General features: G+C 68.5%; 15 protein-coding genes. 7 read left to right on the top strand and 8 right to left on the bottom strand.

Annotation, left to right across the window (positions count from 1 at the left end):
* Positions 1-527 precede the first annotated feature (527 nt).
* From AC07R7_RS25270 to sdhC, 6 genes are all read right to left on the bottom strand, one after another.
* The gene (locus AC07R7_RS25270) at positions 528-848 is read right to left on the bottom strand and encodes a 2Fe-2S iron-sulfur cluster-binding protein (protein ID WP_492888772.1); all 321 of its coding nucleotides are present in this window, start codon (positions 846-848) and stop codon (positions 528-530) included.
* 42 nt (positions 849-890) lie between these two features.
* Positions 891-2,129, bottom strand: a complete 1,239-nt coding sequence (locus tag AC07R7_RS25265; protein WP_494637073.1) for an NAD(P)/FAD-dependent oxidoreductase — start codon at positions 2,127-2,129, stop codon at positions 891-893.
* A gap of 128 nt (positions 2,130-2,257) precedes the next feature.
* The gene (locus AC07R7_RS25260) at positions 2,258-3,040 is read right to left on the bottom strand and encodes a succinate dehydrogenase iron-sulfur subunit (protein ID WP_099575368.1); all 783 of its coding nucleotides are present in this window, start codon (positions 3,038-3,040) and stop codon (positions 2,258-2,260) included.
* Positions 3,041-3,047: 7 nt separating this feature from the next.
* The gene (gene sdhA / locus AC07R7_RS25255) at positions 3,048-4,835 is read right to left on the bottom strand and encodes a succinate dehydrogenase flavoprotein subunit (RefSeq protein WP_492888770.1); all 1,788 of its coding nucleotides are present in this window, start codon (positions 4,833-4,835) and stop codon (positions 3,048-3,050) included.
* Entirely contained in the window at positions 4,835-5,254 is a 420-nt protein-coding gene (gene sdhD, locus AC07R7_RS25250) for a succinate dehydrogenase, hydrophobic membrane anchor protein (RefSeq protein WP_492888769.1), read from the bottom strand. Before sdhD ends, sdhA begins: the two co-directional genes overlap by 1 nt.
* Before the next feature lie 3 nt (positions 5,255-5,257).
* Positions 5,258-5,665, bottom strand: coding sequence for a succinate dehydrogenase, cytochrome b556 subunit (gene sdhC / locus AC07R7_RS25245; RefSeq protein ID WP_492841983.1), 408 nt, complete (start codon positions 5,663-5,665; stop codon positions 5,258-5,260).
* A gap of 183 nt (positions 5,666-5,848) precedes the next feature.
* Between sdhC and AC07R7_RS25240 the strand changes: the two genes are divergently transcribed.
* The gene (locus AC07R7_RS25240) at positions 5,849-7,282 is read left to right on the top strand and encodes a sensor histidine kinase (protein WP_494637070.1); all 1,434 of its coding nucleotides are present in this window, start codon (positions 5,849-5,851) and stop codon (positions 7,280-7,282) included.
* A gap of 21 nt (positions 7,283-7,303) precedes the next feature.
* On the opposite strand, the gene AC07R7_RS25235 is transcribed toward AC07R7_RS25240, so the two are convergent.
* Both AC07R7_RS25235 and zapE read right to left on the bottom strand, forming a co-directional pair.
* Positions 7,304-7,888, bottom strand: a complete 585-nt coding sequence (locus tag AC07R7_RS25235) for a GDP-mannose pyrophosphatase (RefSeq protein ID WP_492841186.1) — start codon at positions 7,886-7,888, stop codon at positions 7,304-7,306.
* A 9-nt stretch (positions 7,889-7,897) separates the two neighbouring features.
* Positions 7,898-9,016, bottom strand: a complete 1,119-nt coding sequence (gene zapE / locus AC07R7_RS25230; protein ID WP_492888767.1) for a cell division protein ZapE — start codon at positions 9,014-9,016, stop codon at positions 7,898-7,900.
* Between the two features lie 97 nt (positions 9,017-9,113).
* Between zapE and AC07R7_RS25225 the strand changes: the two genes are divergently transcribed.
* Genes AC07R7_RS25225 through addA form a run of 6 tightly spaced genes read left to right on the top strand, consistent with a single transcriptional unit; the run spans position 9,114 to position 18,707 of the window.
* A complete protein-coding gene (locus AC07R7_RS25225; protein ID WP_492888766.1) occupies positions 9,114-9,989 on the top strand; it encodes a GNAT family N-acetyltransferase in 876 nt (291 codons plus the stop codon).
* On the top strand, positions 9,986-10,432 hold the full coding sequence (gene tsaE, locus AC07R7_RS25220) for a tRNA (adenosine(37)-N6)-threonylcarbamoyltransferase complex ATPase subunit type 1 TsaE (protein ID WP_492888765.1): 447 nt from the start codon (positions 9,986-9,988) through the stop codon (positions 10,430-10,432). Before AC07R7_RS25225 ends, tsaE begins: the two co-directional genes overlap by 4 nt.
* A complete protein-coding gene (gene amgK, locus AC07R7_RS25215) occupies positions 10,422-11,522 on the top strand; it encodes an N-acetylmuramate/N-acetylglucosamine kinase AmgK (protein ID WP_492888764.1) in 1,101 nt (366 codons plus the stop codon). The genes tsaE and amgK overlap by 11 nt, the downstream gene beginning before the upstream one ends.
* Positions 11,519-12,256: an N-acetylmuramate alpha-1-phosphate uridylyltransferase MurU gene (gene murU / locus AC07R7_RS25210; RefSeq protein ID WP_494637066.1), complete on the top strand. Its 738-nt coding sequence runs from the start codon at positions 11,519-11,521 to the stop codon at positions 12,254-12,256. The genes amgK and murU overlap by 4 nt, the downstream gene beginning before the upstream one ends.
* Positions 12,253-15,240, top strand: coding sequence for a double-strand break repair protein AddB (addB, locus tag AC07R7_RS25205; RefSeq protein ID WP_494637064.1), 2,988 nt, complete (start codon positions 12,253-12,255; stop codon positions 15,238-15,240). The genes murU and addB overlap by 4 nt, the downstream gene beginning before the upstream one ends.
* The gene (addA, locus tag AC07R7_RS25200) at positions 15,237-18,707 is read left to right on the top strand and encodes a double-strand break repair helicase AddA (protein ID WP_494637062.1); all 3,471 of its coding nucleotides are present in this window, start codon (positions 15,237-15,239) and stop codon (positions 18,705-18,707) included. Before addB ends, addA begins: the two co-directional genes overlap by 4 nt.
* The last annotated feature ends 1 nt before the right edge of the window (position 18,708 follow it).

The raw sequence follows: 18,708 nt of genomic DNA, 5'->3' as shown, positions 1-18,708 counted from the left end.
CGGCTATCTAGCGAACCTCGAATTCCGTGTCAAATCGTTTTTTTCAAAACTTTCCGACAAACCCGCCAACCAACCCGGAGGTCCTCGGCAGAGCCGGCAGCTTCTAAAGAAGCCACCAAATCCAGTCAAGCTATTTCTCGAAGAAAACTTCGAAGCGATTACTTGACCAGCCTAACATCGCGCCGCTGATTTCTTGCGAAGTCTTGGCGGCGATGTCCGGAGCGGCGCTTCTAAAGAGGCGACATTCCGAAGTCAACCAACTCTTTTCGGCTTTTTCAAACTCCGGAAAACCGGGGAGTGAAGAGACAAAAGAAGGATCCCTGGGCCGCCGTGGCCGCCCTTGCGGATCCGTCATCGAGTCGATTGGAGCGCGGTGTTTAGCGAAGCGTCTGAGCCGATGCAACTCCCTTTCGGGGGCCGCATCGTCCGGCCGCGACGCCGTTCCGAGCGAGGCGGTGATCTAGTCCTCCCTCGGACGACTGGCAAGCCCCTCGCGACAATATAACAACGCTCTTTTGACGCCGTGACTAATGCTGGCTTTCCGGCAGGCGCACGATCAGACCGTCCAGCGCGTCGCTCACCTTGATCTGGCACGACAGGCGGCTGTTGGGCTCGACGTTCTCGGCGAAATCCAGCATCGACTCTTCCATGGCCGACTTGTCGCCGGTCTTATCGAGCCAGGCCGGGTCGACATAGACGTGGCAGGTGGCGCAGGCGCAGGCCCCGCCGCAGTCCGCGTCGATGCCCGGCACGTTGTTCTTCACGGCGCCTTCCATGACGGTCAGGCCTGGCTTCACGTCGAGGACATGTTCGGCGCCGTCGTGTTCGATGTAGGTGATCTTGGCCATCTGTTTCCCATTACCCCTGGAAGGCTGTCTCTATAGGGCGGCCTAAGCCGCCACCTCTTTCATGGACACCGTAAGATCGGCGAGCTTGTCGGCGCTCACCGGCGTGCGTTTGGCGATCAGCTGCTTGCCGGCCATGAATTCGGGCGGCGCGTTGACCGCCTCGACGGCCTGCAGCAGGTCACCCTTCAGATGGAAGACCGCGAACTTGGCGGCGGCGACATCGCCGCGCACCACCTGGCGGTCCGCCTCGAACGGCAGGCCGGCGATCTGCAGCTTCAGATCATACTGGTCGGACCAGAACCACGGCACCTCGGGCGCGGGACCCGGACGTCCAAGAATCGCCGAAGCGGCCTGCTTGGCCTGCTCCAGGGCGTTGGGGACGGATTCCAGGCGGAACTGGCGCTCATAGAGCGGGAGCGGACGATGGGTGACGTCGCCGATCGCGAAGATCGACGGATCCTCGGTGCGCGCTTCCAGGTCGACAACCACGCCATTGGCGGTCGCCAGGCCCGCATCCTTGGCCAGTTCGTCGTTGGGAACCGCGCCGACGCCGACCAGGGCGACATCGCAGGCGACGACGCGGCCATCCGAAAACTTCACGCCGGTGACGTGGCCGTTCTCGCCCTCGAAGCCGGCGACACCGGCGTTCAGCTCGAACACGACGCCATGCTTGCTGTGATAGTCCTGGAAGAAGAGCGACAGGGTCTCGCAGGCGACCCGGGCCAGCACGCGGCTTTCACGCTCGATGACCATGGCGTGGCTGCCCAGCGCCCGGGCCGAGGCGGCCGCCTCCAGGCCCACATAGCCGCCGCCGATCACGGCCAACCGCTTGCCCGGTCCCAGGGCGTGCTTGAGCCGTTCAGCGTCGGCCGCCGTGCGCAAGGACAGGACACCGGCGAGGTCGGAACCCGGTATCGGCAGCTCACGGGCGCGAGCGCCCGTGGCCAGAATGAGGAAGTCGTAGGCGATGACCTCCCCCGACGCGAGGGTCACCGTCTTTTCGGAACGGTTGATCCGCTCGGCCACGCCTTCGAGGCGCAGGGAGACGTTGTTCTCGGCGTACCATTCGGCCGGCTTGAGGGCCAAGGAGTCGGCGTCGGCCTCGCCCTTCAGCCACGCCTTCGACAGCGGCGGGCGCTGATAGGGCAGCAACGGCTCGTCGCCGATCAGCACAATGCGGCCCTGGTGACCATATTGACGCAGGAACGCCGCAGCCGAGCCGCCGGCATGACCGGCGCCGACGATGACGACGCACGCGTTCTGATTGGCTTCAGCGCTCAATGACGCCCTCCCTTTCGTCAAAAATGACGCCGGCGTCACCTATTGGCAAGCGCCTTCGACAAAGGCGGATATAGAATGGGGCGGCTCGTTTCCGAAGCCGCCCCATTCTTGTCTTCTCAAGGAGCCCGTCAGACGACGCGCTCGACCATCATCTTCTTGATTTCGGCGATGGCCTTGGCCGGGTTCAGACCCTTCGGGCAGACCTGGGCGCAGTTCATGATCGTGTGGCAGCGATAGAGCTTGAACGGGTCTTCGAGCTGGTCGAGGCGGTCGCCGGTCGCTTCGTCGCGGCTGTCTATCAGCCAGCGATAGGCGTGCAGCAGGGCCGCCGGTCCCAGGTACTTGTCGCCGTTCCACCAGTAGCTGGGGCACGAGGTCGAGCAGCAGGCGCAGAGGATGCACTCGTAGAGACCGTCGAGCTTCTCGCGGTCTTCCGGCGACTGCTTCCACTCGGTCTGCGGCTCGGGCGTGTCGGTGTGCAGCCAGGGCTCGACCGAGGCGTACTGGGCGTAGAATAGCGTCAGGTCCGGGATCAGGTCCTTGACCACCGGCATGTGCGGCAGCGGGCTGATCTGCACGGCCTTGCCCGGCACCTCGGCCCAGCCGTGGGTGCAGGCCAGGGTATTGCGGCCGCCGATGTTCATCGAGCACGACCCACAGACACCCTCCCGGCACGACCGGCGGAAGGCCAGGGTCGGATCGATGGTGTTCTTGATATACAGCAGGGCGTCCAGGACCATCGGGCCCACGGTGTCGACGTCGACGTCGTAGGTGTCCCAGCGCGGATTGCCGCCCGCTTCCGGATCGTAGCGGTAGATCTTGAAGGTCTTGACCTTCTTGGCGCCGGCCGGCGCGGGCCAGTGCTTGCCCGACTTGACCTGCGAGTTCTTGGGGAGTGCGAGTTCGACCATCGTACCCTCAGTAGACCCGTTGCTTCGGCGGGATGTAGGCAATGTCGTCCGACATCGTGTAGCTGTGCACCGGACGGTAATCGATCTTCACCTTGCCGGTCTCGACATCGAGCCAGGCCAGGGTGTGCTTCATCCATTCGGCGTCATCGCGGCTCGAGAAGTCCTCGCGTGCGTGAGCGCCGCGGCTTTCGGTGCGGTTGACCGCGCCGGCCACGGTCACGACCGCTTGGCCGATCAGGTTGTCGAACTCCAGGGTCTCCATCAGGTCGGTGTTCCACACCAGACCGCGATCGCTGACCTTGATGTCCTTGGCCTTGTCCCAGACCGTCGCCAGGCGCTGAGCGCCGCCGACCAGGGTTTCGCCCGTGCGGAACACCGCAGCGTCTTCCTGCATGGCCTTCTGCATCTCGAGACGCAGGGCGGCCGTGCCTTGGGTCCCGCTGGCGTTGCGATAGCGGTCAAAGCGGGCCAGGTGGCCGTCGGTCCAGGCGTCCTTCAGTTCCGGCTGCTTGGCGCCGGGGGTCAGGACCTCGGCGCAGCGCAGGGCCGCGGCGCGACCGAAGACCACCAGGTCGATCAGCGAGTTGGAGCCCAGGCGGTTGGCGCCGTGGACCGACACGCAGGCGGCCTCGCCCACGGCCATCAGGCCCGGGATCACCTGGTCGGGATTGTCGCCCGACTTGGTGACGACCTCGCCGTGATAGTTCGTCGGGATGCCGCCCATGTTGTAGTGGACGGTCGGCAGCACCGGGATCGGCGCCTTGGTGACGTCTACGCCGGCGAAGACCTTGGCGGTCTCGGAGATGCCGGGCAGGCGCTCGTGCAGGATCTTCGGATCCAGGTGATCCAGGTGCAGGAAGATATGGTCCTTGTTCGGACCGACACCGCGACCTTCGCGGATTTCGATGGTCATCGCGCGGCTGACCATGTCGCGCGGCGCTAGGTCCTTCACCGACGGGGCGTAGCGCTCCATGAAGCGCTCGCCTTCCGAGTTGGTCAGGTAGCCGCCTTCGCCGCGCGCGCCTTCCGTGATCAGGCAACCGGCGCCGTAGATGCCAGTCGGGTGGAACTGCACGAATTCCATGTCCTGCAGCGGCAGGCCGGCGCGCAACGCCATGGCGTTGCCGTCGCCCGTGCAGGTGTGGGCCGAGGTGGCCGAGAAGTAGGCGCGGCCGTAACCGCCCGTGGCCAGGATCACCGTCTGGGCCTGGAAGCGGTGCAGGGTGCCGTCGTCGAGCTTCCAGGCGGTGACACCGCGGCAGACGCCGTCGTCCATGATCAGGTCGAGGGCGAAGTACTCGATGAAGAACTCGGTGTCGTGGGCCAGCGACTGGCCGTACATCGTGTGCAGCATGGCGTGACCGGTGCGGTCGGCCGCCGCGCAGGTGCGCTGGATCGGGCCTTCGCCATAGTTCTTGGTCATGCCGCCAAAGGCGCGCTGATAGATCTTGCCCTCGGCCGTGCGCGAGAAGGGCACGCCCCAGTGCTCCAACTCGTAGACGGCGGCCGGCGCGTTGCGGGTCAGGTACTCGATGGCGTCCTGGTCGCCCAGCCAGTCCGACCCCTTGACGGTGTCGTACATGTGCCAGCGCCAGTCATCCTGGCCCATATTGCCCAGCGAGGCCGAGATGCCGCCCTGCGCCGCCACGGTGTGGCTGCGGGTCGGGAACACCTTGGTGACGCAGGCGGTCTTCAGGCCGGCCTGCGCGGCGCCCAGGGCGGCGCGGAGACCTGAACCGCCGGCGCCGACGACGACGACGTCGAACTTGTGGTCGATGAACTTGTAGGCCGACATCAATGGGCTCCGGTCACGGTCATGGCCACCTTGAGGATCGAGAAGACCCCCACGGCGCCGGCCAGCACGCAGACGAACAGATTGCCGATCACCAGGGCCGACTTGCTCGTGAAGCGGTGGATGTAGTCTTCGATCACCACCTGGACCGTGTTCGACAGGTGGATCAGGGCCGAGATCAGCAGCAGGCTCAGCAACACGGCGTTGACCGGCTGGCCGACCCAGGCGGCGGCTGTGTGCTGGTCGGCGCCGACCAGCTTCAGGGCCGCGAACACGCCCCAGACGCTCAGCGGCGCCAGGGCCAGGCCAGAGACGCGCTCGGTGATGAAGTGGCTGACGCCGTGACGCGAGGCGCCCAGGCCGCGGGCCCGCGACAACGGGGTGCGGAATTGAATGGGCTGGAAGAGGTCGTTCTTGCTCATGATTCAGAACGCTCCGTTCGCGCCGGCGATGACCCAGGTGACGATCGTCGCCACGACCGCGAAGGCGATCGCCATGGCGCCGGTCATGTCGGCGATGCGCGGAGCGAAGCCCTTGCCGGTGTCCCAGAAGGTCTGGCGGATCGTGTAGGCGATGTTGAAGAACACGGCGAAGGTCTCGCCCAGCAACACCAGCTTGCCGATCGGCGAGCCCAGCACGCCGAGGAAGCCCGCATAGACGTCCGGACCAGCGGCCAGGGCCGCGGCCCAGGCGGCCAGGATCACGGCGCCGACCCACAGGCCAACGATGCAGCCGCGGTGCAGGATCGAGCAGGCCATGGTGATATGCCAACGCCACACCTGCAGGTGCGGCGACATCGGGCGCTCAGGCAGCCCCCGGCTCGTGTCGGTCATGAGAGGTCCAACCCCAGTAGCCTTTGTGCGTTGCGGGATGCTTTTAAGCGCGAGGGCGGGGGTGTCAATTAAGCGGCGCTTGTTGAGAAACGTTCTCAATCCAGATCCGGGTGGGTTAAGGAACCTCCAAGGCCAAGGTTGCGTTACCGTCTGTCGCTTTAGGGAGGGGAGCAAGGCGTGCGCATGACGGGTCCGATCGATTTCGGCGAGATTTTCGATCGCATTCCCTCGCCCTACATGCTGCTGGACCGTGACTTTCGATATGTCGCTGCCAATAGCGCCTATCTGCGCACCTTGCAGCGCGGCTGGGACGAACTGGAAGGGCGCAACATCTTCGACGCCTTCCCCTCGGAAGGCGAGACGCGAGCCCAGCTCGAAGCCTCCCTGGCCCACGCCCGCGACCGCGGCGAAGTGACCGAGCTGCCGCTGATCCACTACGCGATCGAACGACCGGCCCATCTGGGCGGCGGCTTCGAGGACCGGCTCTGGAGCGCCACCCACACGCCGATCCCCGACGAGACCGGCGCGACCCGCTACATTCTACAGCACACCCAGGACGTCACCGCGATCCAGCGCCTCAAGGACGCGGCCTTCGGCGCGCGATCCACGACCATGCTGAGCGACGAAGTTCTTCGGCGGGCCGAAGCCGTGCAATCCCAGAGCCGGCAGCTCCGCAATCTCTTCATGCAGGCGCCCAGCTTCATGGCGGTGCTGCGCGGCCCAGATCACGTCTTCGACCTCGCCAACAATGCCTACGCCCAGCTGATCGGTCACCGAGAGGTTACCGGCCTGCCGGTGCGAACCGCGCTTCCGGAGATCGTCGACCAAGGCGTCATCGATCTGCTGGATCAGGTCTTGGCGACCCGCGAGGCGTTCGTCGGCCGACGCGTGAAGATCGCCTTGCAGCGCAACCCCGACGCGGCGTTGGAGGAGCGCTATCTCGACTTCGTCTACCAGCCGATCATCGAGGCGGACGGGACGGCCTCGGGCGTCTTCGTCGAGGGCGTGGACATGACGGATCAGGTCCAGGCGGACGAACGCCAGCGCCTGCTGCTGGACGAGCTGAACCACCGCGTGAAGAACACCTTGGCCACGGTCCAGGCCATCGCCCAGCAGACCCTGCGCGGCTCCACGACGCCCGAGGACTTCGCCGCCGCGTTCGAAGCCAGGCTGCTGGCCCTATCCCAGACGCATAACGCCCTGACCGACAGCCAGTGGGCCGGCGCGGGACTACGCCAGCTCCTGATCCAGGAACTCGGACCCTATGGCCCGGAGCGCATCGTCATGGACGGCCCGAATGTCCACCTGCCGGCGCGTGTTGCCCTGTCGCTGGGGATGGTGTTCCACGAGTTGGCCACCAACGCCGCCAAGTACGGGTCCCTGTCGAACGCCGGCCGACTGGCGCTGGCCTGGTCGGTGCGCGATGACGAGCGTCTCGTCTTTGACTGGCGCGAGCTCGACGGCCCGCCAGCTCGTCAGCCCACCCGACGCGGGTTCGGCTCACGTCTGATCGAGCGCAGCATTACCGGCGAACTCCGCGGCGCGATCGCGGCCGACTACAGCCCGGCCGGCCTGTTCGTCCGGTTCGACGTGCCGCTTGCGCGGGACTTCGGCTAATTCCCCGGATCCGCGGTCCCGCTAAGCCTTGAACACCGTCAAGGCCAGGTGCTGCAGCAGCATGATGGTCTTGGCGTCACGGATGCGACCGTCGGCGATCATCGCCAGGGCCTCGTCGATGGTCGGCTCCAGAACCTCGATGTCCTCACCCTCGTCAGGATGGCCGCCGCCGTCGCCGATCCGCATGGCCGCATCGTACTCGGCGACGAAGAAGTGCAGGATCTCGGTCACCGAGCCCGGGCTCATGAAGGCCTCGAACACCTTGCGCACGTCGCCCAGGCGGTAGCCCAGCTCCTCCTCGACCTCCGCGCGGATGCGAACCTCCGGCTCGGCGTTGTCCAGCAGGCCGGCCGCCGCCTCGATCAGCAGATCGTCATAGCCATTGACGAAGGCCGGCCATCGGAACTGCCGGACCAGCAGCACCGTCCGGCTTTCCAGATTGTAGGGCAACAACACCGCCCCATTGCCCCTGTCGTAGTGCTCGCGATGCTGGGTTTGCCAGGTCCCGTCCCGCCGCTTCCAGTCGAAGGTGGTCGTCTTCAGGACGTACCAGTTGTCGGACAGCAGCTTGGTCTCGCGGACGCGGACCCGATCCTTCACGCTCATGATATTCTCCTAGTCCCGCACCCGCGCCACATAGTCGGCCGAACGCATTTCCTGCAGGCGCGAGACCGTGCGCTCGAACTCGAAGGATCCATCGCCTTCGGGGTAGAGCTGTTCCGGCTCGGCGTCGGCCAGGGCCACCAGCTTGGCGTCGGCTTCGTAGAGCGCGTCGATCAGCGTGTTGAACCGCTTGGCCGCGTCACGCCGGGCGGGGGTCAGGCGCGGCACGTCTTCCAGGAAGAGGGTGTGGAACCGCTCAGCGACGGCCAGGTAGTCCTGCGGCCCCAGGGCCTGCTGGCACAGGCTGGCGAAGGACGAGCGCAGCATGCCGCCGGCGGCGCGGGGCAGGCGCATCTTGCGGCCCAGCACCTCCAGCGTCGCGCCGGTCTCGGCCGCGCCATCCAGCATGTCGGTCCACAGCTGCTCGAACTCGGCCTGGCTCTCCTTGTCGTTCGGCGCCAGCCAGGTGCGGGCCGCGCGCAGACGATCCAGGCGGAAGTCGACCGGCCCGCGCACGGCCACGACGTCCATGGCGCTCTTAAGCATGTCGATGAAGGGGACGAAGAGCTGACGGTTGAGGCCGTCCTTGTAGAGGTCGTCCGGCGGCCGGTTCGAGGTGGCCACCAGGGTTACGCCCCGCGCGAACAGGGCCTCGAACAGCCGCCCCAGGATCATGGCGTCGGCGATGTCGGTGACCTGCAGCTCGTCGAAGCAGAGCAGGCGAGCGTTCGTGGCGATCAGCTCGGCGGTCGGGGCGATCGGATCATCGCCCCTGGACTGACCGAACCGCGCCTTGCGCGCCGCGGCATCGCCCTTGCGCCACGCGTCGATGTCGGCGTGGACCTCGGCCATGAAGGCGTGGAAGTGGATGCGGCGCTTCTTGTTGATCGGCGCGCTGTCGAAGAACAGGTCCATCAGCATGGACTTCCCGCGCCCGACCGGACCCCACAGATAGACGCCGCGCTGGCTCTTGGGCTTGCGGCCGAACAGCGAGAAGCCGGGCTCGCCGGCGTTGTCGAGATCGGCTTCCAGCCGGGACAGGGCGTCCACGGCGGCGGCCTGGGCCACGTCGGGCCGGATCTCGCCCAGAGTCAGGCGCTCGCGATAGGCGGTGCGAAGAGAAGTCGGCATCGGGGACTGCGGTTAGCGCGTGAGCGCCTCGAGGGGAAGCCCGCCCATGCGTCATCCGCCGGCTGACAGCCTCGTCGACGCGACCTAGACTCCCGGCATGGTTCATGTTCCGGCCTTCGGGGTGGTCGGGGCGCGACAGACGCCCGAGCCCCACATCGTCGACACTCTGATCGCCGAGCGCGCGCCGCGCCTGACGGGGTCCCCGATCTGGCCGCTGGTTCGGCCGGTCGTTTATCGGATGCTGGACTACCGCAAGGCCCGGCGGATGGCGCAGAGGATCTGTCAGCTGGACGGCCGCGCGGCGCTGGACCACGTCTCCGACCTGCTGGCCCTGCGGGTCGAGGTCGCGGGCCTCTCGAACCTGCCCGCCGCCGGCCGCTGCGTGATCGTCGCCAACCATCCGACCGGCATCGGCGACGGCGTCGCGGTCTATGACGCCGTCAAGGCCCGGCGGCCCGACGTGTTGTTCTACGCCAACGCCGACGCCCACCGCGTCTGCCGCCGGTTCGACGAGGTGCTGATCCCCGTCGAATGGGTCGAGGAAAAGCGCAGCCGCGAGCGGATGCGCCTGACCCTGTCGATGACCCGCGACGCGATGGAGGCCGAGCGCGCCTTGATGATCTTCCCGGCCGGACGCTTGGCGGTGAAGGACGCAGACGGCCGCCTGACCGACCCGCCCTGGATGGCCTCCGCCGTTTCGATCGCCCGCAAGTACGGCGCGCCAATCGTGCCTATGCACCTGGCCGGCCCCTGGTCGACCCTGTTCCACCTGTTCGACAAACGCTGGAAAGAGCTGCGCGACATCACTTTGTTCCATGAGTTGCTGAACAAGAAGGGCCGTCGCTTTTCGCTGATCGTCGGGGCGCAGGTTGATCCGCAGGCCTTGCCCGGCGACGCGACAGAAGCCACGGAAGTCCTGAAGCGCTATGTGGAGCGCATGTTGCCGACCGATCCGACGAGCCGCCTGACGTGACCGCCCTTTTTCTCGCCGACGAGGCCGCCACTCAGGACCTGGGCCGAGCGCTGGCCGCGTCCCTGCGCCCGGGCGACGCCGTGTGCCTGACCGGTCCTCTGGGCGCGGGGAAGTCGACCCTGGCCCGGGCCCTCATCAGGGCCCTGACGACGCCGGATGAGGAGGTGCCCAGCCCGACCTTCACGCTGGTGCAGTTCTACGAAACAGCCGGCTTCCCCCTGGCCCACTTTGATCTCTATCGCCTGTCGAACCCCGACGAGGCCTATGAGATCGGGCTGGACGAAGCCCTGGACGGCGGCGTCGCCCTGATCGAATGGCCCCAACGGCTCGAAGGACGTTTGCCCGCGACTCGGCTCGATATAGACATCGCCCTCGACGGCGACGCGCGGCGCGCCGTCATCACACGGCACGGCGATTTCGAGGGACGTGATCTTGAGTTCTGAGAGAGAAGTGGCGAAGGCCGCGTTCCTGGAAACCCACGGCTTCGGCGACGTCCGCCGAGAGAGCCTGGGCGGCGACGCCTCGACGCGGTCTTATGAGCGCCTGCACCGCGCCAAGGGGGACGAGAGCGAGAGCTTCATCTTCATGGACCAGCCGCCAGCGCTGGAAAGCGTCGTCTGCCCACCGGGCGCGACGGACGCCGAGCGCCTGGCCCTGGGCTACAACGCCGCCGCGCGCCTGGCCGCCGGCTCGGTCGCCGCCTTCGTCGCCACCGCCGACTATCTGCGCCAGCGCGGTCTCTCGGCCCCGCGCATCTTCGCCTATGACGTCGCACAGGGGCTGGCGGTCCTGGAAGATTTGGGCGACGGCCTCTACGCCACCCTGATCGCGGAAGGCCAGGATGAGCGCCCGCTGTACGAGGCCGCCGTCGACCTGCAGGTGGCCCTGCACGCCGAGACGCCTCCGGACGTTCTGGCAGTCGACGACGTCCGCTGGCCGCTGCTGACCTACGACACCCTGGCCCTGAAATACGCTACCGACACCTTCCTGGAATGGTGGCCCCAGTTCGCCGGCCTTCCGGCCTTCAGCCGCGAGGCCGTCGCCGCGTGGGACGCGCTGTGGGCGCCCGTCTGGGTGCGCGGCGAGGCCGGGGCCAGCGTCTTCACCCATCGCGACTACCATGCCCAGAACCTGCTGTGGCTGCCCGAGCGCGACGGCGTCGCCCGCGTCGGCCTGCTGGATTTCCAGGACGCCCTGCGCGCCCACCCCGCCTGGGACCTGACCCACCTGCTGCAGGACGCCCGCCGCGACGTGTCGCCGGAACTGGAAGCGGCCATGCTGGACCGCTATCTCGCCGCCCGACCGAGCGTCGATCGCGAGGCCTTCATCGCCGACTACCGCGCCCTCGCCGCCTCGAACGCCGCCCGCATCCTGGGCCGGGTCTTCGCCCGCCAGGCCCTGCTGGGTCGCCGCCAGTACGAGGCCTTCATGCCGCGCACCTGGCGCTACCTGGAGCGGAACCTGAGCGATCCGGTGATGAGCGCTCTCAAGGCCTGGTTCGATCGCTACGTTCCCGCCGAGGCCCGCCGATGAGTGGCCCCAAGGTCGCGATGGTGCTGGCCGCCGGCCTGGGCACCCGCATGCGCCCGCTGACCAACGACCGGCCCAAGGCCCTGGTCGAGGTCGCCGGCAAGGCGCTGATCGACCACATGCTGGATCGCCTGGCCGCCGCCGGGGTCGAGACCGCCGTGGTCAATGTCCACTACTTCGCCGATCTGGTCGAAGCTCACCTCAAGGCTCGCCAAGCCAAGGGGCTTGGCCCGAAAATCGTCATCTCCGACGAGCGGCCTCAGGCCCTGGAGACGGGCGGCGGTGTCAAGCACGCCCTGCCACTGCTGGGTGAGGGTCCGGTCTTCGTGGCCAATATCGACTCCGTCTGGATCGAGCACGCCGGTCCGGCCATCGACGCCGTGGCCGCCGCCTGGAACCCTGAGACGATGGACGTCTGCCTGATGCTGGCCTCGACCTCGGGGTCCCTAGGCTTCCACGACAGCGGCGACGTGTTCCTCGAAGATGGCGTCGTCCGCTTCAAGGATCCCGGCGAGATCGCGCCGCTGGTCTATGTCGGCGTCCATATCTGCAAGCCAGCGATCACCGCCGACGGGCCGGAAGGCCCGTTCTCTCTGCTGCCCCTATGGAAACGTCTGGCCGCCGACCACCGCGTCCACGGCGTCGCGCCTGATGGCCTGTGGATGCACGTCGGCGATCCCGACGCCAGACTGGCGGCCGAGGCCAAGCTCTCGCAAGGAAGTCTGGCAGCGCGATGAGCGGACCGGCCCCCTTCTTTGAAAGACCGGGGCCGCGTTGGTTCTCGATCCCCGCCCATCGGCCGTTCGTCGATGATCTGGCGCGCGGCCTGCTGAACACGCTGGAACCGCTGGGGCCCGAAGCCCTGCCCCGCGCCACCGTCCTGACCCCGACCCGCCGCGGCGCCCGCGCCCTGGCCGACGCCTTCCTGGCGGTCGGCGGCGGGCGGGCGCTGTTGCTGCCGCAGATCCGGCCGCTGGGCGACTTGGATGAAGGCGAGCCGCCCTTCGAGCCCGGTGAGCTGTCCCTCGACTTTCCGCCGGCCATCTCCTCGCGTCGCCGCCGGTTCGAGCTGGCGCGGCTGGTGATCGACCATGGCGACAAGCTGTCGTTCAAGCCCGGCCCGGTCCAGGCCCTGGAACTGGCCAAGGCCCTGTCCGACTTCCTCGACAGCTGTCAGATCGAGGAGGTCCCGTTCGCCGACAAGCTGGACGGCCTGGCCGAGGGCGACCTGGCCCAACACTGGCAGGTCTCGGCTCGGTTCCTGAAGGGCGTGCTGACCGCCTGGCCGCAGCGGCTGGAGGCGCTGGGCCTGATCGACGTCTCCGAGCGCCGGGTGAAGCTGCTGCGGGCCCTGGAAAAGCAATGGGCCGAGAATCCGCCGACCGAGGTGCTGGTCGCCGCCGGCTCGACCGGCACCGCGCCCGCCACCGCCGACCTGCTGCGCGTCATCGCCGCCGCGCCGAAGGGCGCCGTGGTGCTGCCAGGCCTCGACGAGGACCTGGCCGACAGCGCCTGGGCTCAGATCAAGGAGAGCCAGGGCGAGCAGCATCCGCAAGGCGCGATGAAGCGCCTTCTGGACCGCGCCGGCGTCGCGCGTTCGGATGTCCGCGCCTGGGTTCCCGATGTCGACAGTCGCGGCCGCTGGCGGCGGCGGATCGTCAACGAGGCCCTGCGTCCAGCCGAGGCCACCGCCGACTGGCTGGCCCAGATCGCCGCCCTGCGCGCCGAGGCCCCGGACCTCGACCCCGTCGCCGAGGGCCTGACCGGCTTCTCGGTCATCGCCGCGCGCGCCGAGGAGGAGGCCGCCGGCGCCTGCGCCTTGCTGCTGCGCGAGGCGCTGGAGACGCCGGACAAGACCGCCGCCCTGGTCACGCCCGACCAGACCCTGGCTCGCCGGGTGATGACCCGCCTGCAACGCTGGGGCGTGATCCCCGACAGCTCGGCCGGCGCGCCTCTGGCCGCGGCCGGCTCGGCGATCCTGGCCCTGCACCTGGCGCGGCTGGTCGAGGAGCCGCTGAACCCGGTCCGCCTGTTGGCCTTCGCCAAGCACCCCCTGGTTCTGGGCGAGGACGAGGCGCCCGCCGCCGCAATGCTGGAACGTAAGGGCCTGCGCGGCGCCGCGCCCAGTTCGGCCGAGGTGCTGCGCGCCCGGCTGAGGGACGCGCCCGACGCCCTGGCCCTGTGCGATCGCGTCCTGGCCGCCGTCGACCACGCCGCAGGGCCCTATGCGGACGGCTTCGCTCCGCCTTGCCGGGCCGCCCAGGCCCTGGTCGAGGCGCTGGAAGGCCTGATCGCGCCGCACCGTCTTTGGGCCGGCGGCGCGGGCGAGTGCCTGGGCGCCCTGATGGCCGCCCTGATCCAGGACGGCGAGCCCCTGCCCGACGCCTCGCCCCAGGCCTTCGCCGACATTCTCGACCGACTGGTCAACGAGGAGACCGTCCGTGTCGGCGGCGCCACCCATCCGCGTCTGCGGATCCTGGGCGCTATCGAGGCCCGCCTGGTTCGCGCCGACCGCCTGGTGCTGGCCGGGCTGGAGGAGGGCGTCTGGCCGCAAGGCGCGCCGATCGACCCGTTCCTGTCGCGGCCCATGCGGAGCCGGCTCGGCCTGCCGCCCCCCGAACGCAAGATCGGCCTGACCGCTCACGACTTCGCCCAGGCCGCCAGCGCGCCAGACGTGGTGCTTGTCCATTGCGAGCGACGCGGCGGCGCGCCGGCCGTCGAGTCGCGCTGGCTGTGGCGGCTGAAGACCCTGGCCGCCGGCGCGGGGCTGTCTCTGCCCCGCCGCGACGACGTGCTGGACTGGGTCCGGGCCCTCGACGCGCCCGACCCCTACGCGCCGATCGGCCGCCCAGCCCCGACCCCGCCGGTCCAGGACCGCCCGCGCAAGATGGCCGTCACCCGCGTCGAGGCCCTGACCCGCGACCCTTATGCCGTGTGGGCCCGCGATATCCTCAAGCTCTATCCGCTGGAGCGTCCCGACGAGCCGGTCGAGGCCCGCGCCCGGGGCACCGCCATCCACGCGGCGTTCGAGAAATTCGCCGAGACCTATCCCGACGCCGTGCCGCTTGAGGCCGCCAGCGTGTTCGAACGCTTCTATATCGACGCCCTGGTCGAAGCCGGCATGCCGCCAACCGCCCTGGCTCGCGAAAAGGCCCTGGCCCGCGAAGCCGCCCTGTGGGTCGCCGACTGGGAGCGTCATCGCCGCACCACGGCCCGCAAGGTCGTGGTCGAGGCGGCGGGCGAGCTGTCGCTCAGCATCAACGGCCGCCCCTTCACCCTGACCGCCAAGGCCGACCGGATCGAGCCGACCGCCGACGGGACCGCCCACATCCTCGACTACAAGACCGGCGCCGCCCCGTCGCAAAAGCAGGTCGACACCGGCTTCTCGCCGCAGCTGACCTTGACGGCGGCGATCCTGATGCACGGCGGCTTCCCGGACCTCGGCAAGCCAACGCCCGGTGACCTGACCTATGTCCGCGTCACGGGCCGCCGCCCCGCCGGCGAGGAGCAGGTCCGCGCCCTGGCCGGCGAGGAGAGCGCCGCCGCCGCCGCCAAGGCGCTGGAGGGCCTCTCGACCCTGATCGCCCGCTATGACGATCCGGACGAGCCCTACCGCTCGCGGGTCGCCCCGCAGTTCGTCAAGGAGCATCCCGGCGACTACGCCCACCTGGCGCGGGTGTTCGAATGGTCGACCAGCGGCGACGACGGGGACGGCGAATGAGCGCGCCCGATCATCAGCGCATCGCCGCCGATCCGACGATCTCGGCCTTCGTCACGGCCAATGCCGGTTCGGGCAAGACCAAGACCCTGATCGACCGGGTCGCGCGCCTGCTGCTGGCCGGGGTCGAGCCGCAGGCGATCCTGTGCGTGACCTACACAAAGGCCGCCGCCGCCGAGATGCAGCGCCGCCTGTTCGAGCGGCTGGGCAAGTGGTCGGTGACCAGCGACGCCGACCTGCGGGCCGAGCTGATCAAGCTCGTGGGCGAAACGGACGCCGCTTACGACGCCAAGGGCCTGTCCGACGCCCGCGCCCTGTTCGCCAAGGCGCTGGAAACGCCGGGCGGCCTGAAGATTCAGACGATTCACGCCTTCTGCGAAAAGCTGCTGCGGCGCTTCCCTCTGGAGGCCGGGGTCTCGCCCGGCTTCACGGTGATGGACGACCAGGCGGGCGCCGCCATCGCCCGCGCCGCCCGCCGCGCCACGGCCCAATGGGTCGATACGCACGAGGACGCCTTCTCGGAGGCCTATGCCCGCTTCTCCGTGGCGCTGGACTTCCAGAGCTTCGAGAACATGTTCGCCGGCTTCGAGGCGCGGCGCGGGCAGATCATGGACTATGTCCGGCGCTGCGGCGGTTTGGCGGGAGCGATCATCCAGGCCTGGAAGACCTGTGGTTTCGACGTTCCAACTCCGGCCGTCGATCTGGCAGCCGAAGCCATGGCTAACCTCAATCTCGGCGCTTGGCGAACGGCGGCCACGGTGCTGTTCGATAGCGGCGGCAAGCAGGACGCCAAATACGCTGAGGCCCTAGCCGCCGTCGCTCGCGATCCAGATGCCTCATTGGATTTGGCGCTCCGCGCCCTTTTCACCGAGGGTGGCGAGGGCACGCCTGCGGCCTGGCCAGGTAAGACCTCCGGACTGAAGAGCCGCGAGGACCTGCGAACGGCGCTGAAGGTTGAACAGGACAAACTTGAGGCCGCCCGTGAGAGTTTTCGCGCCGCCAAGGTCGCCGACGACACTGAGGGCGCGCTCCTCCTAGCCGGCAAATACATCGCCGAGCATATTGCCGCAAAGGAGGCTCGCGGCGCGCTCGACTTCACCGACCTGATCGAGAAGACCAAGGTCCTGCTGACCGATAAGGTCGATTCAGAATGGGTGCTCTACAAGCTGGACGGCGGCATCGACCATATCCTTCTCGATGAGGCTCAGGACACAGCGCCCGAGCAATGGCAAATCCTAAAGGAACTGACCGCCGACTTCTTTGTCGGAGAGGCCGCGCCAGGTTGGAATGACCGGAAGGCGGGACGCAGCCTTTTCATTGTCGGCGACGAAAAGCAGTCCATTTATTCGTTCCAGGGTGCCGATCCCACGCGGCTGCTGGAAGAAACACAACGCTACATCGCCCTCATCGAGGAGGTTCGTCCTGGCGGCGGCCAAAGCGTACCTCTGACCACGTCGTATCGCTCCACTCGCGAGGTGCTGAGCTTCGTCGACGCACTCTTGTCCGATCCTGAAACCCACGCGGCTGTACCTCCGCCCTCGGGCATGGACCTGGTCCGCCACGAGCTTTTTCGTCACGGTCATCCCGGCTGCGTCGACCTGTGGCCCCTGACCCGTGAGCTTCCCGGCGAGGAGCGCGAGGCCTGGGAGGCGCCGGTCGACTCGGAAGGCGAGCGTAGCGCCAACCGCCGCCTGGCCGAGGCCATCGCGGCCGAGACGAAAGCGATCCTGGAGCGCGGCGATGCCGTGTTCGACAAGGAGATCGGCCGCCACCGCGCCGCCCACGCCGGCGATATCCTCGTCCTGGTCCGTCGCCGCAAGGTGCTGTTCGAGGAGATCATCCGGGCCCTGAAGCGGCGCGGCGTGCCGGTGGCCGGGGCCGACCGGCTGTCGCTGTCCAGCCACATCGCCTTCGAGGACCTGCTGGCCCTGGGCCGATTCATCCTGTTCCCGGATGACGACCTGACCCTGGCGGCCTTGTTGAAGTCGCCGTTCTGCGGCCTGACCGATGATGACGTCTACGCCCTGGCCAAGGGCCGCCGGGCCACCTTGTGGGCCGAACTGCGCCGCCGGGCCGAGGAACGTCCGGAATGGACCACGGCTCGGACCGTGCTGGACTGGGCGCTTACGGAAGGCCGCAAGCGCCAGCCATTCGAGTTCTTCGCCGGCTGGCTGGGCCTGGCCGACGCCGAAGGCCGCTCGCACCGGGCCAAGGTGCTGACCCGTCTGGGCGCCGAGGCGGAGGAGGCGCTCGACGAATTCCTGGCCCAGGTGATGGAGGCCGAACAGCGCGGCGTGCGCGACCTCGAGGCCCTGGTCGCCGACTTCGCGGCGCTGGACATCGTGGTCAAGCGCGAGATGGAAGGCGCCCGGCGCGAGGTCAGGGTGATGACCGCCCACGGCTCCAAGGGCCTGGAGGCGCCGATCGTCTTCCTGCCCGAGACGACGGTGAAGCGCGGAGCCGGGGGCTCGCCGCTGCTGGTGACCGAGGACGGCGGCCTGCTGTGGTGCGCCAGCGGCAAGGGCGACTGCGACGCCTCGGCCAAGGCCCGCAAGCTCCGCGAGGACAAGGAAGGCCAGGAGGCCCTGCGCCTGCTGTACGTGGCCCTGACCCGGGCCCGGGACCGGCTGATCCTGTGCGGCCGCATCGACGCCCGGACCAAGGACGACAAGGTCGGCGGCTGGTACGCCGCCGCCCGCGCCGCCTTCGGACATGCCGATATCGCCCCCGAAGTGCGGACGATAGGCGAGGCTGAGGCCGCCTTCCTGCGCTACGGTCCCGATCCGGTCAGCGCTCCGCGCGCCGAGGAGACCGTCCGCGATTCGGCGTCCGCGCCGGCCTGGATCAAGGTCGACGCGCCGCCGGAGCCCGCCGCCGCCCGCTACGCCGCGCCGTCGCGGATCGAGGACAACGCCCGCGTCCCGGCTCCCTCGCCGCTGGCCAGGGTCTCGGGCCTGGGCCGCTACCGGCGGGGCGAGATCGTCCACAAGCTGCTGCAGCTGCTGCCGGAGGTCGCGCCGGATCAGCGCGCCACCGCCGCCCGACGCCTGCTGACCGCCGAACGCGACCTGACCGACGCGCAGCGTGAGGAGATGGCCCAAGCCGCGTTTGGCGTGCTGGATGATTCGCGGTTCGCCGCCGTGTTCGGCCCCGGCTCCCGCGCCGAGGTCGCCCTGGCGGGGACCAGCGCCCATCTGCCGAAAGGGCTGGCCGTCTCGGGTCGCGTGGACCGGCTCGTGGTCGACGCGGGCCGGGTGCTGGTGGTCGATTACAAGACCAATCGCCCTTCGCCGGACCGGATCGAGGACGCCGATCCGGCCTATCTGGCGCAGATGGCCGTCTATGCCGCCGTGCTGCGAGAGGTGTTCCCCGGACGGGCCGTGGAAGCGGCCTTGGTCTGGACGGACGGCCCCAAACTGATGCCGGTTCCAGAAAAGGTGATGGCCCAGGCTCTGGCGCGGCTGACCTAAG

The organism is Caulobacter sp. GW821-FHT05F04 (genome assembly GCF_059419665.1).
The sequence above is the reverse complement of the archived record's forward strand: the minus strand, read 5'-3'. Positions and strand labels throughout refer to the sequence as shown.